The organism is Streptomyces populi (assembly GCF_002911015.1).
GTDB lineage: Bacteria > Actinomycetota > Actinomycetes > Streptomycetales > Streptomycetaceae > Streptomyces > Streptomyces populi.
The window spans coordinates 69870-91363 of record NZ_KZ626841.1; the positions used below are offsets into that span (position 1 = coordinate 69870).

Below are 21494 nucleotides of genomic sequence, written 5' to 3' on the forward strand. Positions count from 1 at the left end.
CGGGCGCGTCCGCCGCCCCTCACCGGACTGCGGTGGTGCGACCCCGTCGGCGGCCTCGCCGGGACCGGCGGAGGAGGCACCCCGTCGATCGCGGGCGCGGCCGTCCTCGTCGCCGGTGCCGCCATCGCTGTCGCCGCAGGCGTCGGTGTGCGACGGGCGGCCGCTCCCGGCGCACCGGGTCGTCACCCCCGGACGACCCGGTGGGAAGAGCCTCGGCACTCGTTCCCGCACGAGTGCCGAGGCTCGATGTGTTCCCGTCGGCGTCCGCCGGTCCGTTCGGTGGTCGTTTCAGTGGTCGTTGCAGGTCGCGGAGAAGATGTCGTCGCCCGCCATGTGCCCGTTCTGATGGGCTTGCAGGGCGACGCTCACCAGGGTCAGCAGGAGGTCGATGTCCGAGTCGACCTCGAGATGGATGGTCACCCAGCGGGAACCGGGCACCATGCGGACGGCCGTCGAGGTCTTGAGATGGTCCTCGAAGCGCCGGATGGCCCGGTCGGTGAGGTGCAGATCGACGTCGCGATCGGAATGGAAGTGGACGATCTCGCACTGCGCCGCGCACAGTGCACGCCCCGTACCGCAGCTCGGCAGGGACTCCGCGAGGTCCGGCCAGCCGGCCAGGCGCGTCATGGCTCTGGAGGCCAAGGTCATGCGCCCATCATGACGAGCACACCTCCCGGCCACCAGGACTTGGCACGGATGTCATCCCTCGACCGCCTGGGAATGTCCGGTTTTCACCTGGTAATTGAAGACGCTTCAACTTTCCGCACCGCACGGGAGAGAGGAGTGCGGCCCCGGACCCGAGGGTCCGGGGCCGCACTCGGCACCGGGGCCGCATGGACACCGGGAACCGGCCGGAGCCGGTCCGGGTCACGCCATCCAGAAGAAGACGGCGGTCATCCGTTTGTCCTCCATGGTGGTCCCGCAGTAGCCGGTGGCGCTGTGCATCAGGTTGGCGTTGTAGAGGAGCAGCCGGTTGTGGCGGTGCGGGACGCGGATGTCCTCGACGAAGGAGTCCGGCGGGACGAAGCGCGTACCGAGGGCCCCCACCAGGTTGTCGTGCGGCGCGACGACGACGTTCCCGCCCAGCCGCCCGCCGGGCAGGGCCTGCCGGAAGAAGCTCGTTCCGCAGTCCTTGGGGACGTTCGGGTTCAGGTAGAGCACCGCGGCGTAACGGCACAGGGCGCGGGAATCCGTGTGCGGGCGGGGCTCGCCCTCGTCCTCGCCGACGACCTGGACGCAGTTGTGGTTGAGCGTGGCGCCCGAAGGAGCCGACTGCTGCCACAGTTTCCGGGCGCCGGTGGCCTTTCTCACCAGCCGTTCCACGCAGGCCAGTTCGTCCGGTTCCAGCCCCGGCATCGTCCGCAGCCCGGGCCAGCTCTCCGAGGTGTACGGATGGCCCCTGGCCCAGTCGTCCCTGCCGACGCACCGGGCCCGTACGGCATCCGCGTCGGGCAGTACGTCGTCGAAGACCCAGTAGTCCCGGTCGCGGGTGGGTTTCCGGTAGGGGAGCACCGGCAACGCCGGTGACCTCGGGGAGTGTGCGGGCATGTGGTCGACCATATGGACGCGTCCGTCAGCGATCTCCAGGGAATCGGTCAACCTTCCGCCAACTCGCTTCATGGATCCCCCAAGACCGGCCCGGGAGAACCGAGTTCACCCTGCTTCGACGCGGGGGGTGCGGCGGCGCGGTGAACGCACCGGCCCGTGTCCGCGTATCACTGCACAGGGACGGCGGGAGACCGCGTGCACGGAAGGAGAGCAGTGTGCCGACACGGCCCGAGCGCGGGAGGTCCACCGGGCGCTCCGTGATCGAACCCACGCACATCGAGCGTAGCCGCCGCTCGGAGTCCCTGGCGGAGCTGCTCCGGCAGGTGCGCGAGAAGGAGGGGATGACCGACGCGGACGACGGCTACGGGCCGGTCTCCGCACCGACGCCCCCCGTACGGCTCCTGCCCGTCCCGGAGGAGGACGAGACCGAGGAACTGCCCCCGGTCTTCGAAGGGGAGGACTACACGGCCGACACCCCGTCGCCTTTCGTGGCCGCGGCGTCCGACGAGTCGCCCGCCGAGGGCGGACACCCGTCCGGGAAGAGACCCGCAGGCGTCCACGGCCCGGAGCGCGGTGCGGGCCTGCGCCGCGCCGCGATCGCGCTCGCCGTCGTGGCGGCGGGTCTGACCGGCTTCGCCCTCGCCCTCCTGGTGCCGGGCGCGGGCCGACACGACGCGTCCTCGGCGGGAGCCGGGGAACACCGCTCGACGGCGCCGGCCGGTCCCGCCGATCCGGACGGTGCAGGCACCCTCCGGGAGGGCGACAGCGGTCCCGAGGTGACGGACCTTCAGCAACGCCTGCTCCACGTCCCGAACGTGTACGAGAACGGCAGCACCAGCGGTACCTACGACGCCACGCTCGCCGCGGCCGTCGCCCGTTTCCAGCTCTGGTACGGCATCCGGGGCGACGAGTCCGGCGTCTACGGCAACGACACCCGGGCCGATCTGGAATCCAGGACGGCGGCCCCCTGAGACGGCCGGGGCGGCGGCGCGGTGACGGTCGCTCCCTCCGCCCCGGCCCCCCATCGCGCCGCCGCCGGCCCGCGCGTCCACAGCGATCCCGGGCGGCCGACGCCACTTCGTCCCCTCCACGGCCCGTGAAGCGGACCCCGTGCCGGGAGCCCTACTCTCCGTCGGCCGCCGTCCCGTCGGCCGGTGCCGCGACGACCGGCGCCGCGACCACCGCCGGTCCGACGACCAGGTCGGCGCGGTCCCGGGTCGCGGCGACCAGCTCCGCGTTGCGCTGGTCCGTTCCGAGCACCCACGCCACCGCGGTGTCGTGGTCCTTCCCGAACTCCTCGTGGCGCGCGACCAGCCGCCGGACGCGGTCGGCCTCGTCGAGCTCGCAGAACCACACCTCGTCGAGCTGGGCACGGGCCCGCGCCCACGCGTCCTCGCGCAGCAGCAGGTAGTTCCCCTCGGTGACGATCAGACGCGCGGCCCGGGGAACCGCGAGGGCCCCCGCCAGGGGCTGCTCGAGGACCCGCTCGAAACCGGGCGCGTAGACGAGGTCCTCCTCGTCCTCGCGCAGCCTGCGCAGCAGCGCCGCGTACCCCGCCGCGTCGAACGTGTCCGGAGCCCCCTTCCGGTCCCGCCGTCCCAGCCGGTCCAGCTCGGCGTCCGCGAGATGGAACCCGTCCATCGGCACATGGGCGACCCGGAAGGACCCGTCCCCGTCGAGCCTCCTGACCAGCCGCTCGGCGAGCGTCGTCTTGCCCGCCCCGGGAGGGCCGGCGATCCCGAGAAGGGCGCGCCGGCCGGGTCGCACGAGCGCGGCGGCCCGCTCCACCAGATCGTCGAAGGACGGACCGGTCCCGGTCATGCGAGCCCGGACAGGGGCGCGGGGGCGGCGATCTCCATGTCCCCAGTATCGGCGACGCGGGGCACGGGGGAAGTCCCGTCGCCGGACGGGCCGAGGGGCGGTCCGGCGACGGGCGTGGACGGCCCCATCGGCCAGGACGGTGATGTGGCGCTCGCCACCCGGTGGAGACGGCCGACGGGGGCAGACTCCCGGTATGACCGATCTCGGCCTGCCGAAACAGATCCTGGCCTGCCTCTTCGACCTCGACGGGGTCATCACGAAGACCGCCGTCGTCCACGCGGCCGCCTGGAAAAGGACGTTCGACGAATTCCTGCGGGAACGCGACGGCGACGGATTCCGCCCCTTCGACGACGCCGACTACTCCGCGTACGTCGACGGCATGCCCCGCGCCGACGGCGTACGGTCCTTCCTCGCCTCGCGCGGCATCCACCTCCCCGAGGGGACCCCCGACGACCCGCCGGAACGGACCACCGTCCACGGCCTGGGCAACCGCAAGAACCAACTGCTGCTCGACATGATCCGCACCGACGGCGTCGAGGCCTACGACGGCACGCTGCGCTACATCGAGGCCGTCCGGGCGCACGGCCTGCGGACCGCGGTCGTCTCCTCCAGCGCCAACTGCCGGGACGTCCTGCGCTCGGTGGGGGCGGAGGACCTCTTCGACGTACGCGTCGACGGTGTCGTCGCCGCCGAACGGCGCCTGCCGGGCAAGCCGCGCCCCGACACCTTCCTGGCCGCGGCGAAGGACCTCGGGGTCGACCCGTCCGAGGCGGCCGTCTTCGAGGACGCGCTCGCCGGCATGGACGCGGGCCGCTCGGGCCACTTCGGGTACGTCGTCGGCGTGGACCGCGTGGGCCAGAGCGCCGCCCTGCGCGCCCACGGCGCCGACGTCGTCGTACGGGACCTGGACGAACTGGGGGAGCGCACGTGATCACACACACGTCGTACGGGGTCGAGCCCTGGACCCTGCGCGAGAGCGAGCTGCACCTCGGACTGCTGCCGCAGAGCGAGTCCGTGTTCGCCCTCGCCAACGGCCACATCGGCTGGCGCGGCAACCTCGACGAGGGCGAACCCCACGGCCTGCCCGGCTCCTACCTGGGGGGCGTGTACGAGACGCACCCGCTGCCCTACGCGGAGGCGGGTTACGGCTATCCGGAGTCCGGGCAGACCGTCATCAACGTCACCAACGGCAAGATCGTCCGGCTGCTCGTCGACGACGAGCCCTTCGACCTGCGCTACGGACGGCTGCGCTCCCACGAGCGCGTCCTCGACCTGCGCACCGGGCTGCTCACCCGCACCTGCGAGTGGACCTCACCGGCCGGATCCACGGTCCGGGTGCGCTCCACCCGGCTCGTCTCCTTCACCCAGCGGGCGATCGCGGCCGTCGCCTACGAGGTGGAACCCGTCGACAGCCGGATCAGGGTGGTCGTCCAGTCCGAGCTGGTCGCCAACGAGCAACTGCCCGGCCGCGACGGCGATCCGCGGGCGGCGATCGCCCTGGAGTCCCCGCTGGAGGCGGAGGAGCACTTCGCGGCCGGAGGGCGGCTGCGGCTCGTGCACCGCACCCGCCACAGCGGCCTGCGGGTCGCGGCAGCCGCGGACCACCTGGTCGAGGGACCCGAACGGACCGCCCTGAGCAGTGAGAGCAGCGACGACCTCGCCCGCCTCACGGTCACCTCCGTGCTGGAGCCGGGCCGCACCCTGCGCCTGGAGAAACTCGTCTCCTACGGCTGGTCCGGCAACCGCTCCCTGCCCGCCCTGCGCGACCAGGCCGACGCGGCCCTCGCCGCCGCCCGGCACAGCGGCTGGCGGGAACTCGTCGACGAACAGCGCGCGTACCTCGACGACTTCTGGGCCCGCGCCGACGTCGAGGTGGACGGCGACGAGGAGATCCAGCAGGCCGTCCGCTTCGCCCTCTTCCACGTCCTCCAGGCGGGCGCCCGCGCCGAACAGCGCGCCATCCCCGCCAAGGGACTGACCGGTTCCGGATACGACGGCCACGCCTTCTGGGACACCGAGACCTTCGTCCTGCCGCTGCTCACCTACACCTCGCCCGGCGCCGTCGCCGAGGCGCTGCGCTGGCGCCAGAGCACCCTCCCGGCCGCCCGCGAACGGGCCGTCCAGCTCGGCCTGCGCGGGGCCGCGTTCCCGTGGCGGACCATAGCGGGACCGGAGGGTTCGGCGTACTGGCCGGCCGGCACCGCCGCCTTCCACGTGAACGCCGACATCGCCGACGCCGTCGTCCGCTACACCGCCGCCACCGGCGACACGCGCTTCGAACGCGACACGGGCGTCGAGCTGCTGACCGAGACGGCACGGCTGTGGCGCTCCCTGGGCCACCACGACCACCAGGGGAGGTTCCACATCGACGGGGTGACGGGACCCGACGAGTACAGCGCCGTCGCCGACGACAACACGTACACCAACCTGATGGCCCGCGCGAACCTGCTGGCCGCCGCCGACGCCGTCGAGCGGTACCCCCGGCGGGCCGCCGAACTCGGCGTCGACGAGGAGGAGAGCGCGGCCTGGCGCGACGCCGCCGACGCCATGCACGTCCCCTACAACCACGAACTGGGCGTCCACGAGCAACACGCCGGGTTCACCCGCTACCAGCGCTGGGACTTCACCTCCACCCGCCCCGACCAGTACCCGCTGATGCTGCACTTCCCCTACTTCGACATCTACCGCAAACAGGTCGTCAAGCAGGCCGACCTCGTGCTCGCCCTCTACAAGTGCAGCCCCTTCTTCGACGACGAGCACAAGGCCCGGAACTTCGCCTACTACGAGCCCCTGACCGTCCGGGACTCCTCCCTGTCGGCCTGCTGCCAGGCCGTGATCGCCGCCGAGACCGGCCGTCCCGGACTCGCCTACGACTACCTGGTCGAGGCCGCGCTGATGGATCTGGAGGACCTGGAGCACAACACGCGCGACGGTCTGCACATCGCCTCGCTCGCCGGGACCTGGACCGCCCTGGTCGCCGGCTTCGGCGGACTGCGCCACCACGGGGACACCCTGGAGTTCGCGCCCCGGCTGCCGGAACGGTTCAGCCGTCTCGCCTTCTCCCTGGAGGTCCTCGGCCGCCGGCTGCGCGTGGAGATCGGCCAGGACACCGCCACCTACACGCTCGCGTCCGGGGAGCCACTGGAGATCCGCCACCACCGCGAACCCTTCACCGTCGACGCGGACAAGCCGCAGAGCCTGCCCATCCCGGCACAGAGGCTGCGTCCCGCCCCGGACCAGCCGCCGCACCGGCGGCCGAACTCCCGGGGCTGAGACGCGGAGCGGGCCTTCGGCCCGTCAGTCGAGGGTGACCGAGGGCGCGATGTCCTCGTGCCGCTCCAGGGGGGCCGTGTCGGGCGCGACGGCCCGTGCCGCGGCCCTGGTCGCGGGCTTGCCGCAGAACGCGGGCTCCAGGGTGCGGTACATGGTGTTGAGCACGGTGGTGTTGTTGGAGGTGTTGGCCAGGGCGGTGAGACTGCGCTTGCCGTCCTTCGTGGTGAAGGCGTACGTGTAGTAGCCCTGCACGGTGCCGGTGTGCCCGTACACGGAGATCCCGCACGACAGGTCGCGGCGGCGCAGTCCGAGGCCGTAGGACGTGGTGCTGTTGACCCGGGTCCACTTCGTCATCTGGGTGAGCTGAGCGGCGGACACGAGCTTGCCGCGCAGCAGCGCGGAGAAGAAGACGTCCAGGTCGTGCGGGGTGGAGATGATGGCGCCCGCGCTCTGGGCCCAGGAGGCCGTCTGCTTGGTGGAGTCGACCAGGGCCCCTCCCGCGGTGTCGGGCGTGAGGTAGCCCTTGGCGTGGCGGCCCGGGATCGCGGTGGCGGGATGGACGTAGAAGGTGTCGGCCAGGCCCAGCGGGGTGAAGACGCGCTTCTGGTACTCGGTGGCGACGGTGTGCCCGGTCAGCTTCTCGATCAGCATGCCGGCGACGACGAAGTTGGTGTTCGAGTACGCGTAGGCGGCCCCCGGCGCGTTGGTGCGCGGCTTCCGCAGCGACAGCTTCACGAGGTCGCGGTAGCCGAACACCTTGTCGCGGACCGCCTCGAAACCCGAGACGGACCGGGCGAACATGTCGTCGGTGTAGTCGTACAGACCGCTGCGGTGGCTCAGCACGTGCCGCACGGTGATCCTGTCGTCGGGCAGCAGGCCCGGCAGATAGGTGTTCACCGGCTTGTCGAGTTTCAGCCTGCCCTCGTCGACCAGTTGGAGCAGCACCACGGTGGAGAAGGTCTTGGTGACGCTGCCGACGCGGAACCGGTCGTTCGTGCTGATGGTCCGTCCGGTGGCCCGGTCGTCGACGCCCTCGACCAGCCGGTGCACGGTGCCGTTGTCGTCGATCCTCGCCATCGCGCCGGGTGCCCCCTGGGCGCGTGCCGTCCGCAGGATCGCCCGCAGGCCCGAGTCGTCGGGCGTCGCGGCGGCGGCCACCGTGCTCCGTCCGGCACCGGCGCGTGCCGTGCCCGCCGGTGTCACGGCCTGGGCCGGGGCCGTCAGCAGGGACACCATGACCGCGCCCAGCGCCGTCCCCGTAACCGCCGTTGCTGAGACCATCTGATTCTCCCGAGTGCCATCTGCCGGTTCGACGTCCCGGCCCGGACCGCGCCGCGGACGCGGGCGACGGCACCATCTGTACGCGCTGGAGGGGCGCGGGGGTCGCATTGCCGGGAGGTGGAACGGAAACGGCGGGGCGGAATCGGTGAATTGGCGGAAAGACGACGTGCCGGTGCCGTCCGGCCCGTCGGCGGCCGAGGGCTGACGCCGGCTCAGCCGCCGAAGAGCTGGGTCCAGTACGTACCCGCCCTGCCGCCGCCGGCCAGGCCGATGCCTATGTGGGTGAAGTCGGGCTTGAGGATGTTGGCGCGATGGCCGGGACTGTCCATCCAGCCCCGGACGACCTCGGCGGGGGATCGCTGTCCGCAGGCGATGTTCTCGCCGATGGCGCGGTGCGTGCAGCCCGCGGCGGCGGCACGGTCCCACGGCCGGCCGCCCTCGGGGGCGGTGTGCGCGTAGAAGTCGCGGGCCACCATGTCGGCGCTGTGGGCCTGGGCCGCGGCGGTGAGCCTCACGTCCGCGGTGAGGGGCGCGAGCCCGGCCGAGGCCCGCTCGGTGTTGGTGAGCGCGATGACCTCGCGCGCCGTCCGGTCCAGGCCCGCCTGGCTGAACGGCGTCGCCCACAGCGCCGTCCAGTACGGGTCGCCCGTGCGGGGGTCGGGGACGCGGGCCAGTCCCGCCTGGTCGAAGGCCGGATCGCACAGCGTGCGCCGTGACCGCTCGGCGGAGAGGCAGTACTCGACGAACTCGCGCGGGGTGCGCGGGCCGGAGACCAGGTGCTCGCCGATGGTCAGATAGGAGTAACCGGCCGCGAGGACGCGCTGGTGGACGGAGACGCCGTCCGGGCTCTCGGAGGCGAGGACGCCGTGGGCCGCCATGGCGCCGGCGTGGGCGTGCGCCGCAGCGGTCAGCCGGGCGTCGAGGCGGACGGGCGGGGAACCGGCGGCGGCGCGCGCGGAGTTCACCGGTCCCAGGAATCCGTCGGGGTCGGGGCCGCTTCCAGGCGTCCCCGGTGACGCGCCCCGCGCGGCCGCGACCGGCCCGGTGCCCGGCTGGACGGCCGGCACTCCGCCCGGCGGCGTGCCGTCCTCGGTGACCTCGACCCCGAAATCCCGCGCGACCCCCGCCAGTCCGTCCGCGTAGCCCTGTCCGAGGGCGCGGAGTTTCCAGGCCGTGCCGCGCCGGTACAGCTCGGCGAGGAGCAGCACGGTCTCCCGCTGCGGCCGGGGCGGGGTGAACCGGGCGAGGGCGCGGCCGTCCGCCGCGGTGACCTGGACCGTGGGGGAGGGCCCCCGGCCCAGGGGGGTCGTGAGGTCGGCGGGGCTGACGACGAGGGTGACGCGGGACGCTCCGGGCCGCAGCCGCGGCGGATCCACGGTGAGACGGTCGCCGTCGAGACGGACGCCGGGCGCGGCCGGCTGGTTGTAGAACACGAAGTCCCCGTCGCCGCGCACCTTGCCGCCGTCGTCGGTGACGAGCGCGGACACGTCGAAGGGGCCCGGGACCCTGAAGGTCAGGATCCCGTCCGGCAGGGGCGTGTTGCCCCCGGGAACCAGCTCGCTCATGCCGCCGCCCGTCGAGGTCGTGAACCGTGCTCCCCGCCCGGGGGGCGGAACACGGGCCGTCGACCGCTCAACGGACCACCCGCGTCCTGCGGTTCCCGGGACCTACCGCTTCTGCGCCCTGCCCGTGACCGGGCGGGTGCCGTGCGGGGCGGGAGCGGCGGGCGGCCGGAACGGCACGGGGGGCACGGCCGCGCGCAGCGAGCGCAGGGCGAGCAGCAGGATGCCGATGTCGTCCAGGTAGACGGGGTCGGGCAGCAGGTCGACCGGCAGCACGAGATAGGCGACGGCGCCCCAGAACACCCAGCGGGGCCCGGTCGGCAGTCCGGCCCGCCGCAGGTCACGGCGGGTACGGACGAGCCTGCGCAGCAGTACCGCCGCGGCCACGAGCGCGACGGCGGCGAGTACCGCGACGATGACGAGGACCAGGGTCCACGAGGTCGAGTCCATGCTTCCGTCCAGAGAGGTCGTCGGGTGCGCTTCCTTCCCGTGTGCCCGCCCGCGCTCGGCTTAGAGCCTGTCCGGCGGATCCTGCCGGAGAGGCGAGGCTACACGGCACCGTGGGCTTCCTCCGACCTGATCCGCCGGACAGGCCCTGTCTCCCCGGGCGGGGCCTGTCCGGGTGTGCGTTTTCTCACCGGTGCGGGTCGCGGAGGCAGAGGACGAAGTCGTCGAAGACGTGCCGGCCGGGTCGTGGACCGACGGACTCGACGGCCCGGCGGATGTCCAGGAGCTGGGCCGTGGTCATCTCGAGCGGCGGCTCGTCGGGCTGGTAGGTGGTCCGCACGGGGTAGTCCCGCCCCGGTTCCCGGGTCATCTCGATGTGGCAGCCGAGGACGTGGGTGACCGGGCGGCTCCCGCAGAAGTCGATCAGCCGGTCGACGGTGCGGGCGAAGGCCGGCCCGTCCTCGACGTACAGGCGTCCGGGATAGACCGTGTCACCGGTGAACAGGATCCCGGTCCAGGGGTCGTAGAACGTCACCGAGGCCTCGTGGTGCCCCGGTGTGGCCAGGCATTCCAGCACCCGGCCGCCGAGATCGACCCGGGCGACGGCGTCGGGATCGGCGTGGAACCCGAAGAAGTCCCAGGCGCTGTCGAGGGCGGCGTCCACGACCTCGGTGCCGGGACGGCCGGTGAACTGGCCGTCCCCGGCGATGTGGTCGCCGTGCGGATGGGTGTGCAGCACCAGCAGCCCGTAGTCGTCACGGGGGTGTCCGGCCAGCCAGGACTCCATCACCTCGTCGACGACCCGGCGCAGCGGGAAGTGGTCGGCCGAGGCCGTGGCGCCCGTGTCGATCAGGACGGCCCGCGCGGTCCCGAACAGCAGGAACATGAAGGGCGCCTCGTAGTCGATCGCCATGTTCTGGCGAAGGATCACCGTGTTCTCGTCGTAGGCGTGGACCTGGACGTCGGGGTCCGTGTTGTGCTTGGCCGAGGACGAGCCGTGGATCCACCGCACGTCGAGCGGTGCGACCGGCGCGCGGTCACCGCCCCCACGGGCGCGGTCGGTCTGCTGTCCGGCACTGTCCACGCCGTCTCCCTCGGTCTGGGTCCCACCGGTCCGGTGGCGGGGCCCGGGACCTCAGTGTCGCGGATGCGCGTGACCCGCGAGCGCCTGGGACACCGTACGGATGCTCCGGGCTATGTGCTGGAGCTGCATCACCTCGGCGGCGTACATCTTGATCGAGTGCTCGATGACGCCCTCCGGCAGGCCGAGACCGGGCAGCTCGGAGCGGGCGGTCTGCAGGGCCGTGCGCGCGACCCTGATCTCCTGCTGCACCTGGAGGTGCGCGTGGCGGGCGAGCAGGACGGGGTGCTTGTGCAGGACGGGGTAGCTCGCGTAGCGGCTCGGCACCAGCTCGCGCAGCCACTTCACCGCCGACCGCTCCCAGTCGAAGCTGCCTGGGGTCTTGACCTGGCACGGCCAGTCCGAGGTGATCGGTGAATACGTCAGGGCCATGTTCATCGCTTCCGGGTTACGTCGGCGGGGGACTCTGGGGCGGCCCCGGCATAGGGGTACCGGGGCCGCCACCACAGGTCTCGCGGGCGAGACCCGTTCGAACACACGGGACCCGATGCGGGTAGGAGCGGACGGCCCCGGGTGTTCATGGGTCGTGACCTGGAAGCCTCCGGGGCACGATCCGAAAGAAGTATTTATATATGCCGCCAGAAGCGCAAGGACATGAAAACATTCATGCGTGCTTTGTTGTGAATGATCCCGTGATGCCGGGGTGACAGTGCGTGTGGGTGTAACGTCCGCGTGATACAGGGCCCCCGTTCGTGACAGGGGTCCGTCCGCGGGACGGCGGGGCTTCCTGCGCCCGCCCCCGGTGCCGGGGGCGGTGCCGGGGGTCAGTCCCTCAGGAAGAACTGGTGCTGCTCGGCCACCTGCTCGTACTCCTCCAGGCGCGCCTGCGTGCGCTCCGGATCGGCGTCGGTCATGGCCTGGAGCAGTGCCGCCGACAGCACCACGGGCGCCGCGTAGGAGTCGAAGACCAGGCGGGAGCCGGTGCCGGTGGCGAAGGTGACGTCGGCCTCGTCGGCCAGCGGGCCGAGCCCGAGGTCGGTGACGAGGGCCACCCGGAGACCCGCGCTGCGCGCCACCCGCATGGCCGTGAGCGTCTCCTGCGCGTGCCGGGGCATCCCGAAGGCCAGGACCCAGCTGCCGCCCGCCTCCCGGGACTGGAGCAGCGCGTCGTAGGCGACCGAGCCGCCACGCGTCACCACCCTCACGTCAGGGTGGATACGGCGGGCGGCGTACGCGAAGTACTCGGCCAGCGAGCCGGAGATCCGCAGCCCGAGGACCGTCAGCGGCGTCGACTCCGACAGGGCCCGGCCGACGCGGATGATCTGGTCGGGATCGGTGAAGTCCCGCCGCAGGTTCTCCAGGTTCTCGATCTCGGCGTCCACCGCGGCCTGGAGCTCGTTGCTGGTGACCTCGGCCGGGGTTCCCGGCGTGCTGCCCAGGGTGCTGAGCGCGATGGCCTGGAGGCTCTCGCGCAGCGCGGGGTAACCGCTGAAGCCCACCGCCGCCGCGAAGCGGGTCACGGAGGGCTGGCTCACGCCCACCCGTTCGGCGAGGTCGGTGATCGACAGGAAAGCGGCTTCGGTGATGTGCTCGATCAGGTACTGGGCGATGCGCCGCTGGCCCGGGGAGAGCCGGGGGCCGTCGAACAGCTCCCTGAGCTGGGACGTGGGCGCCACGCCCGCCTCGGGCGCCGTTTTTCCCGAGGTGATCGCGGATGCCTGTGCGCGTGCCTGCTGCGGCGATGGCACCGGTGTGCCTCCTTCACGTCCCACGAGAACTCAACATAGCTCACGGACCTTTCTGACCTGGGCCGGTAAGGGCGCAACCAATGCGTGCGTTCCTCGTTTCGCGCCTGATCGCTGGGTACTCGCACCATCGTCGCGGCGTGCTCGTCCGCGGGCGCGTCCGTCTGTTCGCCGACGCGAGGGAGAGGGTTTTCATGAGCGTGCAACAACTGCCCGCGTCAACGGTTCACGTGATGCTCGGTGACTGTTCCGCGGCCGACGCCAAGAGCGTGCTCGGTGTCCTGTGCGGCCGCTTCACGGCGGACCGGGAGGGCGCGGACGAGCCCCACGAGTCCGGGAGCGGGAGGCCGACGGTGTGGACCGTGCTGTTCGACACCGCCGGTGACCCCGGTGGGACTCCCGGGCCTGTCGTGGAACTTTCGGGGCAGCCGACCGTGGAGGCGCAGGGCGGCCCCCTGGCGACACGACGTCTGCGGGAGGCCCTCGACGCCGTCTTCACCGTGCACGAACTGGGCACGGAGGCCGGTGACCAGGAGGTTCAGATGAAGCTGAGGCTGGATTCGCGTACCGCGCACGAGACGCGGCCCGTGTGAACGCCGGGGCGGCGGTCCGCGACGGGGAGATCGGCGCCCGCCGCGCGGCGACCGGCTCGGCGCGTGAGGGCGCGGCCCGTGCGGGGCTGGCCGCGCGGGGGGTGATCTACGTCCTGGTCGGCCTGCTGGCCCTGCGCATCGCCTTCGGCGACAGCGGCGGGCGGCAGGCCGACCGGGGCGGGGCCCTTCAGGAGATCGCCACGAAGCCGTTCGGGGCGGTCCTGCTGTGGGCACTCGGCGCCGGGCTCGTGGGCATGGCGCTGTGGCGGCTGTCCGAGGCCGCCTTCGGCTCGGCCGGGGAGGACGGCGGCAAGGCGGGCAAGCGCCTGGCGGCGGCCGGGCGGTGCGTGTTCTACGCGTTCGTCGCCTACTCCGTGCTGGCCTTCGCGGCCGGCGCGCGCGGCAGCGGTTCGGGCGACCGGCAGTCCCGGGACGTCACGGCCAAGGCGCTGGGGATACCCGGTGGCCAGTGGATCGTCGGCGCCGCCGGAGCGGGTCTGGTCGTCGCGGGTGTCTGGATCGCCGCCCGGGCCGTCATGCGCAAGTATCACAAGCACCTCAAGCTCGGTGAGATGTCGCGGCGGGTGCGCAGGACGGTCGACACGGCGGGCGTGGGCGGCGGGGCCGCGCGCGGCGCGGTGTTCGCGGGGGCGGGAGTCTTCGCCGTCCGGGCCGCCGTGAAGTACCAGCCCGACCAGGCCAAGGGCATGGACGGCACGCTGCGGTCCTTCGCCGGAACGCCGATGGGCCCGTGGCTGCTGGCCTGCGTCGCCGCCGGTCTCGTCCTGTTCGGGCTGTTCTCCTTCGCGATGGCCAGGTGGCGGAAGGTGTGAGGCCGGGCCCTCGCGGCCGCGCGACGACGGACGTCCGGGTGTCTTTGCCGCACGTGCGGCAAAGACACCCGGACGTCCGCGCGCCTGTCAGGGCCGCGCGGCGAGCGCGAAGCTCTGGGAGGCCGACCCGTCACAGCCGCGCTGGGTGAGCTGTACGCCGTTCGCGGCGGAGCCCGCGGAGCTCAGGCACTTGCCGCTGTGACGGGCGACGAAGTGATAGCGGCCCGTGCTCTCCCGCACCGGCTGCCACTGCTGGTTCTGGCCGCTCGACCAACTCCACAGCTGTAGCGGGGCGTTGTCGGCCGTCGAGCGGTCCGTGACGTCGACGACCTGCTGCGGGTTCAGCCGCAGCGCGATCCGTGTGTAGCCGCCGTCCGTCGGGCGGAACTGGAACTGCTGCGCCTGCGTGCCGTTGCAGGCGTACTGCTGGATCGCGGTCCCGTTCGCCGTGCCGGCCGAACGGGCGTCCACACAGGTGCCGTTGCCCGCGGCGGCCAGCGTGTACCAGGCGGTCTCGGAGATCGGGTCCGCCGGCGGCACCGACGTGTCCGCCCCGCCGAGCCATTTGATCCCGTCCAGCAGGAACCGGTTCTGCGTCGCGCTGGCGAACGTCGACGACAGGGTGGTGTTCGTCGCGTAGTCCATCGCGTTGTGGCCGAAGTTCGCGTACAGCATGCGGTACTTCGTGTTGGTCCACAGGATCGGGTAGTAACCGCTGTTCCACGTCTGGGCGGGATCCGTGCCCAGCGGGAAACTGCTCGGGTCGACCGATGCGAGGACCTTGATGTCCGGGTTCTGCCGCAGGTCTTCGGACCAGCTGTACCACTCGCTGACCGACGAGGTGAAGGTGGCGGGCAGGTTCGCGGTGGCGGGGTGCGTCCGGTCCTCGACCTTCAGGACGGCGGTGGTCGGTCCCCAGGTGTTGGACCTGAAGTTCCCGCTGCCGAGGAACTGGTCGTGGTACCAGGACCAGCTCTGCGCGTCGGTGGTGAAGGCGGAGACGTGGAAGCCCATCCATCCTCCGCCCCCGCGCATGTACTGCTCGAAACCGGCGCGTTGGGCCGGAGTCTGCGGCAGGTCGTCGAGGAACAGGACGACCTGGTACGCCTTCACTCCTCCGTCGGCCAGCAGGTCCCAGTCGTTGCTCGCGGTGTAGGTGAAGCCGTTCGCCGCGGCCTGGCGGGGGAACCAGTCGTTGGCCTCGTGGACGAAGCTGATGTGGGCGGCGTCCCAGGTGCCGCTGTAGAGGGCGAGCACCTTGAACGGGGCCGCCGAGGCGTTCGCGTGCGCGGCGGGCGGCGCCGCGAGGCCGAGCAGGACCGCCAGCAGGACGAGGACCCGCAGGACCCCGCGTGCCGGTACGGACGGGCTGATGCGCATCCGGCTCTCCTTTCCGTACGTGTCGGGGCCGGTCACGGGTAGCTGACGAGGTCGGCCACGTTGGTGGAGGAGTTGGACGGACCGCCCCGGTCGTTGACGACGTGCCGGATGGTGCCCGTACCGCCCAGGGAGACGGTCACCATGTCCTTGAAGCGCACGTTCGCGTTGTTCGGTGCCTCGATGGCGTGCTCCGCCGCGACGGAGGGGTTCACGTTGAAGTAGCAGTAGCTGCCGAAGCCGTACACCTGATGGCTCGTCACGGACGGCGCGACCTTGTAGGCGGCGTAGCCCTGGGTCGAACCGCTCGTCCAGGCCGCCTGGTCAGGCGGGTCGTAGGGCATCTCGTTCTGGTAGAAGTACGTGCGGCCGCCGTTGCCGTTCCAGACGGTCTGGTACTTCTGGTAGTGCTCGACGAACAGGCCGTACATGGTCACGTCGTCGCCGTTGACGACCAGCCCGGTGTCGGCGGTGTTGCTGGTCCAGCCGACCCCGCTGCCGTGGTCCGCGCGCCACAGCCACAGATGGTCGCCGATGACGTCGTCGCTGTTGACGGTCAGGCTGGTGGTGGCCTTGCCGACGCCCGCGCCGCCGACGCGGAAGAACACGTCGTGCAGGGAGCTCGGGTCGGCGCCGTGGTCCGCGGAGGAGCCGCTCGGTCCCATCTCCAGCAGCTGCGCGGAGTTGGTGGTGCCCGCGTCGATCAGCAGCCCGGCGAGCTGGACGCCGTTCACGTCGGCCACCGTCATGGCGGTCACGCCGTTGTCGGGGACGAGGGTGGCGAGACCGAGTCCGAGGACCACGGTGTCGGCCCGGGTGACCCTGAGCGTCCGGTCCAGGTGGTAGACACCCGGCGTCACCAGCAGGTTCTTGCCCTGGGCCAGCGCGTCGTCCATCTGCGCCGCCGTCGCGCCCGGCTTCACCACGAAGAAGTCGGAGAGCGGCAGGGAGGTACCCGCCGGGGCCCCCGAACCCCAGCTCGTGCCGCTGGAGTCGGTGCGCACCGACGGCACGAACACCTTCCAGGCGCCCGCCGTGTCGACGTACAGGAAGGGCTTCTCACGGGAGACCGGTGTCCGGTCCACCGTCGTGTACGGAGGGTTGGGGAAGCTGTTGCCGGGCGCGTTCCTCGCGCCGACGAACACCATGTTCCAGTTGGACCCGGTCCAGCTCGACCAGTCGGTGTTGCGCGACAGCCACTGCTGCTGCGAACCGGAGTTCACCTGACCGTCGATCCTGGTGTCGGCCATGTAGCCGCCGCTGGACCAGCCGCCGTCGTCCAGCGCCAGGTTGCCGCGCAGGTGCACGCGCCGGTAGGGCGCCGCCTGCGACACCGCCCAGCGGTCCGACCCGGACGGGGGAGTGACCGACAGGTTCTCCGCCGAACGCCAGAAGTTCTGGGTCGCGTTGCCCTGGAACCAGTCCGCCTCCGCGTGCACGGTGCCCCGGATGGTGACGTCGTCGGGGGACAGGCCGAGTCCCGCGACCTGGGTGTAGAAGCCGACGTTCGCGTCGGCGCTGTAGGTGCCGGGTTTGAAGAGGAAGGCCTTCCGGGCCGTGCCGAACTGGTTGGTCTCCTGCTGGGCGAACGCCGAGTCGAGGCTGCTCCGGATGGTCGCGGCCGGGGTCGACGGGTCGAAGACGGTGACGTTCGGGCCCAGGTCCGGCGTCCCGGGCGGCTGTTGGGCGCCCACCGTGTCGACGCGGAAGGACTGGGCCGCCGTGCCGTTGCAGGCGTACTGCTGGAGCTGCACGCTGTCGGCGGTGGAGGCGCTCGGCACGTCGAGGCACTTGCCGCTGTTCCGGTTCACGAAGTGGTAGGTGCCGCCGGCCTCCGCCACGGGCTGCCACTGCTGGTTGGCGCCGCCGCCGTACGTCCACAGCTGTACCGGCGCGCCGTCCGCGGTCGAGACGCCGGTGACGTCCCACGCCTCGGTGGAGTCGGCCCGGTTGCCGACCTGGGAGTACCCGCCCGACGTGGCGGCGAACCGCCACTGCTGCGCCTGGCTGCCGTTGCAGGCGTACTGCTGGACCGCCGTGCCGTCGGCCGTACCGGCGGCACGGGCGTCGACGCACTTGCCGCTGCCCGCGTTGACGACGGTGGCCCAGTCGGCCGGTACCGCGGCCGACTGCGCGAGAGCGCCGTTCCGGGCGGCGTCGTCCTGCGCGGCGGCGCTCTGCGGGGCGGCCGTCAGGCCCGACACCGTGGTCGCCACGAGAGCGGTCACGGTCAGCAGCCCGGCCGTTCTACGGCGCCCGGAATCCCTTCGGGATCCGGGCAGGGGAAATCTGGACATGCGGGACACTCCTGAATCAGTGGGGGGTTCATGTCCGTGAACATCGAATGCATCCATGGAGTCATGGCGATCGGTGAACCTAAAGGTCTGCACCACAGGCGTCAAGACGTGAAGCAGAGAACGCTTCCAAATCACCTGCGGTTGTTAGGAGTTGAAGGGTTCTGTGAGGAAGTGACGTTGAACTCAGCTGTATCGCGGTGCTGTTCACCTGGGTGAGGTCGAAGCGGCGTGACCTCGCTTCGCGGTTCGCGTTGTGAGGGTCAGTCACATGCCGTGGAAAGGAGGGGAGTTTGTGTTGATCATCGGGTTGCGTGGAGGTGACCCGGCATGGCCGACCGGCACTCCGACGCTCTCGGACGGCGTCTCCGGGCGCCGTGCCGGATGTGCTGTTCCTTACAAGGTGATGACATGGCGGCGAATCACACACGCCACACCCGCCTCGGAGGGCACTCTGGTTCCGGGTCGGTGGCTCCTGCTCTGGAGAGGCACGGAGTTCCACCGGCCACCGCGCCGACCGGCACCGCCGGTTCGTGTCCTGCGGCGAGGGAAGCGGCTGCCGCGGAACAGCGCCCCGGAGCACTCCGGGGCGCCGTGCGTGCCGCCGCTCCCGGAGCCAGGCGGCACGGCCGGGCGCCCGGGCCGTTGCTCCGCCGGAGGGACCCGGCTACTTCCAACGGCCGAGCGGGGCGGGTCCGCCGTCGCCGACCTCCGGCGGGAGTGGTTGCCTCGGTGCGGGGCCGCCGAACCCGAAGCCGCCCCGACCACGGCGGACGGGAGACGGCAGTGACCTCAGGCACGGACACCGCCGCGCAGCTGGCGGCACTGCCGCTGCTGCGGGGCCAGAAGGCACTGGTGACCGGCGCGAACTCCGGCATCGGACTGGCGACGGCGGTCGCGCTGGGCCGGGCGGGCGCCGATGTCGTCGTCAACTACGTCTTCGGCCAGGAGGCCGCCGAGGACGTGGTCCGGCAGATCCGGGGCTTCGGTGTGCGGGCCTTCGCGTGCGAGGCGGACGTGTCCGACGAGCGCCAGGTCGTCGGGATGTTCGCCCGCATGCTGGAGGAGTTCGGCACGATCGACATCCTGGTGGCCAACGCCGGTCTGCAACGGGACGCGCCGGTGACGGAGATGACCGTCGAGCAGTGGCACAAGGTCATCGACGTGAACCTCACCGGTCAGTTCCTGTGCGCCCGGGAGGCGACCAAGGAGTTCCTGCGGCGCGGGGTCGTGCCCGAGGTCTCCCGCTCCGCCGGGAAGATCGTCTGCATGAGCTCCGTGCACCAGATCATTCCGTGGTCCGGTCACCTGAACTACGCCGCGTCCAAGGGCGGTGTCCTCATGCTCATGCAGACGCTGGCACAGGAGCTGGGTCCGCACGGGATCCGGGTCAACGCGGTCGCGCCCGGCGCCATCCGGACCCCGATCAACCGCAGCGCCTGGGAGACCCCCGAGGCGGAGGCCGAACTGCTCAGACTGATCCCCTACCGCAGGGTGGGCGACCCCGACGACATCGCCGCCGCGGTGACCGTACTGGTCTCGGACCTCATGGACTACGTCGTGGGCACGACCTTGTTCGTCGACGGCGGGATGACCCTCTTCCCCGGCTTCGCCACCGGCGGCTGAGACGGTGGGCGCCCGCGCCCCACCGCCCTTCCAGGGCACCACCGCCACCGCCGACACCCGGGCCGGCACGACCTCCCTGCCTCGTGCCGGCCTCCCTGACCCTCCAGGAGGCGGATCGCGACGGACCAGCCGTCGGCCGACACGACCGGCAGGAGACAGCCATGACGGAGAATCAGATCCTCCAGGGCCTCGGACTGATCGCCGTCCTCGCCGTCGGCTCCCAGCTCGTGGCGAGCAGGCTGCGGATCCCCGCCCTGATCATCCTGCTGCCGGTCGGCTTCGCCGCGGGCGCGCTGACCGACATCGTCGACCCCGACAAGCTGCTCGGCGACGCCTTCTCCCCGATGGTCTCGCTCGCCGTCGCGGTGATCCTCTACGAAGCCGGACTGGGCCTGGACATCAACGGGCTGCACGGACACATGCACCGGGTCGTGGTGCGGCTGATCTGGATCGGCGTCCTGCTCACCTGGGGAGCCACCGCCGTTCTCGCGGTACCGCTGCTGGGCATGTCGAAGAGCTCGGCGGTCATGCTCGGCGTGATCCTCGTCGTCTCGGGTCCCACCGTCGTCGGACCACTGCTCCACTTCGTGCGTCCGACCGAACGCCTACAGCGCATCCTGATCTGGGAGGGGTCGCTGATCGATCCGGTCGGCGGCATCCTCGGCGCGCTCGCCTTCCACGCCGTCGTCGCGAGCGGCAGCAGCGACCTGCGCGGCAAGATCGGCCAGTTCGCGGCGAGTTCCGTCGTCGGACTGATCGGGGGCGCGGTGGGCGCCGCCGTCCTGTGGCTCCTCCTCAGCCGCCTGCACCTGGGCGAGGTCCTGGGCACGACGGCCCAGCTCGCCGCCGCGGTGGGCGTGGCGGCGGCCTGCGACGCGATCCGGGACGACACCGGGCTCATCGCCGCCATCGTGATGGGGATGGCCCTCGCCAACCTGCCGGGCGTCTCCCTCCCGGCGCGCCGCCCCTTCCTGGAGACCCTCGTCTCCCTGATCATCGGACTGCTGTTCATCTCGATCTCGGCCACGGTCACCCCCGCGTCCCTGCGGCATGTCGTCCTGCCCACGCTCGCTCTCGTCGCCGCCCTGGTCCTGGTGGTCAGACCACTGGTCGCGCTCCTGTCGACCCTGCGCACGGACCTGCTCCGCGGCGAGAGGGCGTTCATCGGCTGGATGGCACCCCGCGGGATCGTCGCCGCGTCCACCGCCTCGACCTTCTCCGCCGCCCTCGTGGCCGACCACGTCGACGGTGCCCAGAAGATCCTGCCCGCCACCTTCCTGGTGATCGTCACCACCGTGACGCTGTACGGGCTGAGCGCGCACCCCGTCGCCCGGCGGCTCGGCGCGCTGCGCCCGGCGCGGGCCCGCCCGCTGCTCGTGGGCGGCGATCCCTGGGCGATCGACCTGGGCAGCGCGCTGCGCTCCGCCGGCCTGGACGTGCTGATGTGGGCCGGCCGGGAGGACCAGCGCGCCCTGATCCGGGCCGCCGGACTGCCCCTGGCACCGGGGGCACTGCTCGCCGCGGCCACCGGCGAGGGAGCCGAACTCGAAGGGATCACCGGCGTCCTGCTGCTCACCGAGGAGGACGACTTCAACGCGCTGGCCGCGGAGACCCTGCGCGGCACGGTCGACGGGTTCGTCCACCGGCTGGGGCCGCCCGGTCTGAGCCACGGCGTGGTCGCGCCCTACGCGGGGGGCGACACCCTGTTCGGGGCCGAGCTGAACAGACCCGGGCTGGCCCGCCGTTACGAGGACGGCGCCCGGATCGTCCTCCGCCCCGTCGCGGACGGCATCCCGGACGGACACGCGCTGCTGTTCCTCGTGCGCCCCGACGGGCGGCTGGACCCGGTCACCGGCACCCGCACCCCGCGGCCGGAGGCCCGTGACGCCGCGGTCCTGCTCTCTCCGGTCCGGGCACCGGGTCCGGTGCCGGCGGGCTGACGGCGTCCGGTGCCCCGGCCCCGTCCGGTCCCTCCGACACCAACGGTCCAGTGCGGATTGCGGTCCGCCCTCC

General features: G+C 72.0%; 18 protein-coding genes. 7 read left to right on the forward strand and 11 right to left on the reverse strand.

Annotated elements, in window-relative coordinates:
* Window positions 1–288: 288 nt before the first annotated feature.
* Both CW362_RS01520 and CW362_RS01525 read right to left on the reverse strand, forming a co-directional pair.
* Entirely contained in the window at window positions 289–648 is a 360-nt protein-coding gene (locus CW362_RS01520) for a luciferase domain-containing protein (RefSeq protein ID WP_103547429.1), read from the reverse strand.
* Window positions 649–867: 219 nt separating this feature from the next.
* Window positions 868–1548 carry a DUF6445 family protein gene (locus CW362_RS01525; RefSeq protein WP_103547578.1) on the reverse strand — a complete coding sequence of 227 codons (681 nt, stop codon included), beginning with the start codon at window positions 1546–1548 and terminating at the stop codon, window positions 868–870.
* A 215-nt stretch (window positions 1549–1763) separates the two neighbouring features.
* Between CW362_RS01525 and CW362_RS01530 the strand changes: the two genes are divergently transcribed.
* Complete coding sequence (locus CW362_RS01530) at window positions 1764–2519, forward strand: peptidoglycan-binding protein (RefSeq protein ID WP_206300826.1); 756 nt, start codon at window positions 1764–1766, stop codon at window positions 2517–2519.
* 151 nt (window positions 2520–2670) lie between these two features.
* Here the strand turns inward: CW362_RS01530 and CW362_RS01535 are convergent, their stop codons facing one another.
* Window positions 2671–3369, reverse strand: a complete 699-nt coding sequence (locus CW362_RS01535; RefSeq protein WP_103547430.1) for a nucleoside/nucleotide kinase family protein — start codon at window positions 3367–3369, stop codon at window positions 2671–2673.
* 193 nt (window positions 3370–3562) lie between these two features.
* Here CW362_RS01535 and CW362_RS01540 point away from each other — a divergent pair, with 193 nt between their 5' ends.
* Window positions 3563–4300: an HAD family hydrolase gene (locus CW362_RS01540; protein ID WP_103547431.1), complete on the forward strand. Its 738-nt coding sequence runs from the start codon at window positions 3563–3565 to the stop codon at window positions 4298–4300.
* Complete coding sequence (locus CW362_RS01545) at window positions 4297–6642, forward strand: glycoside hydrolase family 65 protein (RefSeq protein ID WP_103547432.1); 2346 nt, start codon at window positions 4297–4299, stop codon at window positions 6640–6642. Before CW362_RS01540 ends, CW362_RS01545 begins: the two co-directional genes overlap by 4 nt.
* 24 nt (window positions 6643–6666) lie before the next feature.
* Here the strand turns inward: CW362_RS01545 and CW362_RS01550 are convergent, their stop codons facing one another.
* The 6 genes from CW362_RS01550 to CW362_RS01575 all read right to left on the reverse strand — a co-directional run bounded on the left by CW362_RS01550 (window position 6667) and on the right by CW362_RS01575 (window position 12761).
* Window positions 6667–7923 (reverse strand): serine hydrolase domain-containing protein, encoded by a 1257-nt coding sequence (locus CW362_RS01550; RefSeq protein ID WP_103547433.1) that lies wholly within the window; start codon window positions 7921–7923, stop codon window positions 6667–6669.
* Between the two features lie 212 nt (window positions 7924–8135).
* Window positions 8136–9488: a CAP domain-containing protein gene (locus CW362_RS01555; protein WP_103547434.1), complete on the reverse strand. Its 1353-nt coding sequence runs from the start codon at window positions 9486–9488 to the stop codon at window positions 8136–8138.
* Between the two features lie 102 nt (window positions 9489–9590).
* Entirely contained in the window at window positions 9591–9935 is a 345-nt protein-coding gene (locus CW362_RS01560) for a DUF1232 domain-containing protein (RefSeq protein ID WP_103547435.1), read from the reverse strand.
* 184 nt (window positions 9936–10119) lie between these two features.
* Window positions 10120–11016, reverse strand: a complete 897-nt coding sequence (locus tag CW362_RS01565; protein ID WP_103547436.1) for an MBL fold metallo-hydrolase — start codon at window positions 11014–11016, stop codon at window positions 10120–10122.
* A 51-nt stretch (window positions 11017–11067) separates the two neighbouring features.
* Window positions 11068–11451: a hypothetical protein gene (locus CW362_RS01570; RefSeq protein ID WP_103547437.1), complete on the reverse strand. Its 384-nt coding sequence runs from the start codon at window positions 11449–11451 to the stop codon at window positions 11068–11070.
* Window positions 11452–11837: 386 nt separating this feature from the next.
* Window positions 11838–12761 (reverse strand): MurR/RpiR family transcriptional regulator, encoded by a 924-nt coding sequence (locus tag CW362_RS01575; protein WP_103547438.1) that lies wholly within the window; start codon window positions 12759–12761, stop codon window positions 11838–11840.
* Window positions 12762–12952: 191 nt separating this feature from the next.
* Between CW362_RS01575 and CW362_RS01580 the strand changes: the two genes are divergently transcribed.
* Window positions 12953–13351, forward strand: coding sequence for a hypothetical protein (locus CW362_RS01580; RefSeq protein ID WP_103547580.1), 399 nt, complete (start codon window positions 12953–12955; stop codon window positions 13349–13351).
* Window positions 13348–14184, forward strand: a complete 837-nt coding sequence (locus tag CW362_RS01585; RefSeq protein WP_103547439.1) for a DUF1206 domain-containing protein — start codon at window positions 13348–13350, stop codon at window positions 14182–14184. Before CW362_RS01580 ends, CW362_RS01585 begins: the two co-directional genes overlap by 4 nt.
* A gap of 87 nt (window positions 14185–14271) precedes the next feature.
* On the opposite strand, the gene CW362_RS01590 is transcribed toward CW362_RS01585, so the two are convergent.
* Both CW362_RS01590 and CW362_RS01595 read right to left on the reverse strand, forming a co-directional pair.
* Entirely contained in the window at window positions 14272–15564 is a 1293-nt protein-coding gene (locus tag CW362_RS01590) for an RICIN domain-containing protein (RefSeq protein WP_103547440.1), read from the reverse strand.
* Window positions 15565–15596: 32 nt separating this feature from the next.
* The gene (locus CW362_RS01595) at window positions 15597–17858 is read right to left on the reverse strand and encodes an RICIN domain-containing protein (RefSeq protein ID WP_103547441.1); all 2262 of its coding nucleotides are present in this window, start codon (window positions 17856–17858) and stop codon (window positions 15597–15599) included.
* Window positions 17859–18686: 828 nt separating this feature from the next.
* Between CW362_RS01595 and CW362_RS01600 the strand changes: the two genes are divergently transcribed.
* Together CW362_RS01600 and CW362_RS01605 are read left to right on the forward strand one after the other, a co-directional pair.
* Window positions 18687–19481, forward strand: a complete 795-nt coding sequence (locus tag CW362_RS01600) for an SDR family oxidoreductase (protein ID WP_103547582.1) — start codon at window positions 18687–18689, stop codon at window positions 19479–19481.
* A 161-nt stretch (window positions 19482–19642) separates the two neighbouring features.
* The gene (locus CW362_RS01605) at window positions 19643–21421 is read left to right on the forward strand and encodes a cation:proton antiporter (protein ID WP_103547442.1); all 1779 of its coding nucleotides are present in this window, start codon (window positions 19643–19645) and stop codon (window positions 21419–21421) included.
* Window positions 21422–21494: the final 73 nt, after the last annotated feature.

What these genes read in the sequence shown, in the direction of transcription:
- CW362_RS01550 (WP_103547433.1), bottom strand. Translation starts at nt 7,923, where the DNA reads ATGGTCTCAGCAACGGCGGTTACGGGGACGGCGCTGGGCGCGGTCATG.
- CW362_RS01525 (WP_103547578.1), bottom strand. Translation starts at nt 1,548, where the DNA reads ATGCCCGCACACTCCCCGAGGTCACCGGCGTTGCCGGTGCTCCCCTAC.
- CW362_RS01540 (WP_103547431.1), top strand. Translation starts at nt 3,563, where the DNA reads ATGACCGATCTCGGCCTGCCGAAACAGATCCTGGCCTGCCTCTTCGAC.
- CW362_RS01605 (WP_103547442.1), top strand. Translation starts at nt 19,643, where the DNA reads ATGACGGAGAATCAGATCCTCCAGGGCCTCGGACTGATCGCCGTCCTC.
- CW362_RS01520 (WP_103547429.1), bottom strand. Translation starts at nt 648, where the DNA reads ATGACCTTGGCCTCCAGAGCCATGACGCGCCTGGCCGGCTGGCCGGAC.
- CW362_RS01590 (WP_103547440.1), bottom strand. Translation starts at nt 15,564, where the DNA reads ATGCGCATCAGCCCGTCCGTACCGGCACGCGGGGTCCTGCGGGTCCTC.
- CW362_RS01535 (WP_103547430.1), bottom strand. Translation starts at nt 3,369, where the DNA reads ATGACCGGGACCGGTCCGTCCTTCGACGATCTGGTGGAGCGGGCCGCC.
- CW362_RS01560 (WP_103547435.1), bottom strand. Translation starts at nt 9,935, where the DNA reads ATGGACTCGACCTCGTGGACCCTGGTCCTCGTCATCGTCGCGGTACTC.
- CW362_RS01570 (WP_103547437.1), bottom strand. Translation starts at nt 11,451, where the DNA reads ATGAACATGGCCCTGACGTATTCACCGATCACCTCGGACTGGCCGTGC.
- CW362_RS01580 (WP_103547580.1), top strand. Translation starts at nt 12,953, where the DNA reads ATGAGCGTGCAACAACTGCCCGCGTCAACGGTTCACGTGATGCTCGGT.
- CW362_RS01595 (WP_103547441.1), bottom strand. Translation starts at nt 17,858, where the DNA reads ATGTCCAGATTTCCCCTGCCCGGATCCCGAAGGGATTCCGGGCGCCGT.
- CW362_RS01555 (WP_103547434.1), bottom strand. Translation starts at nt 9,488, where the DNA reads ATGAGCGAGCTGGTTCCCGGGGGCAACACGCCCCTGCCGGACGGGATC.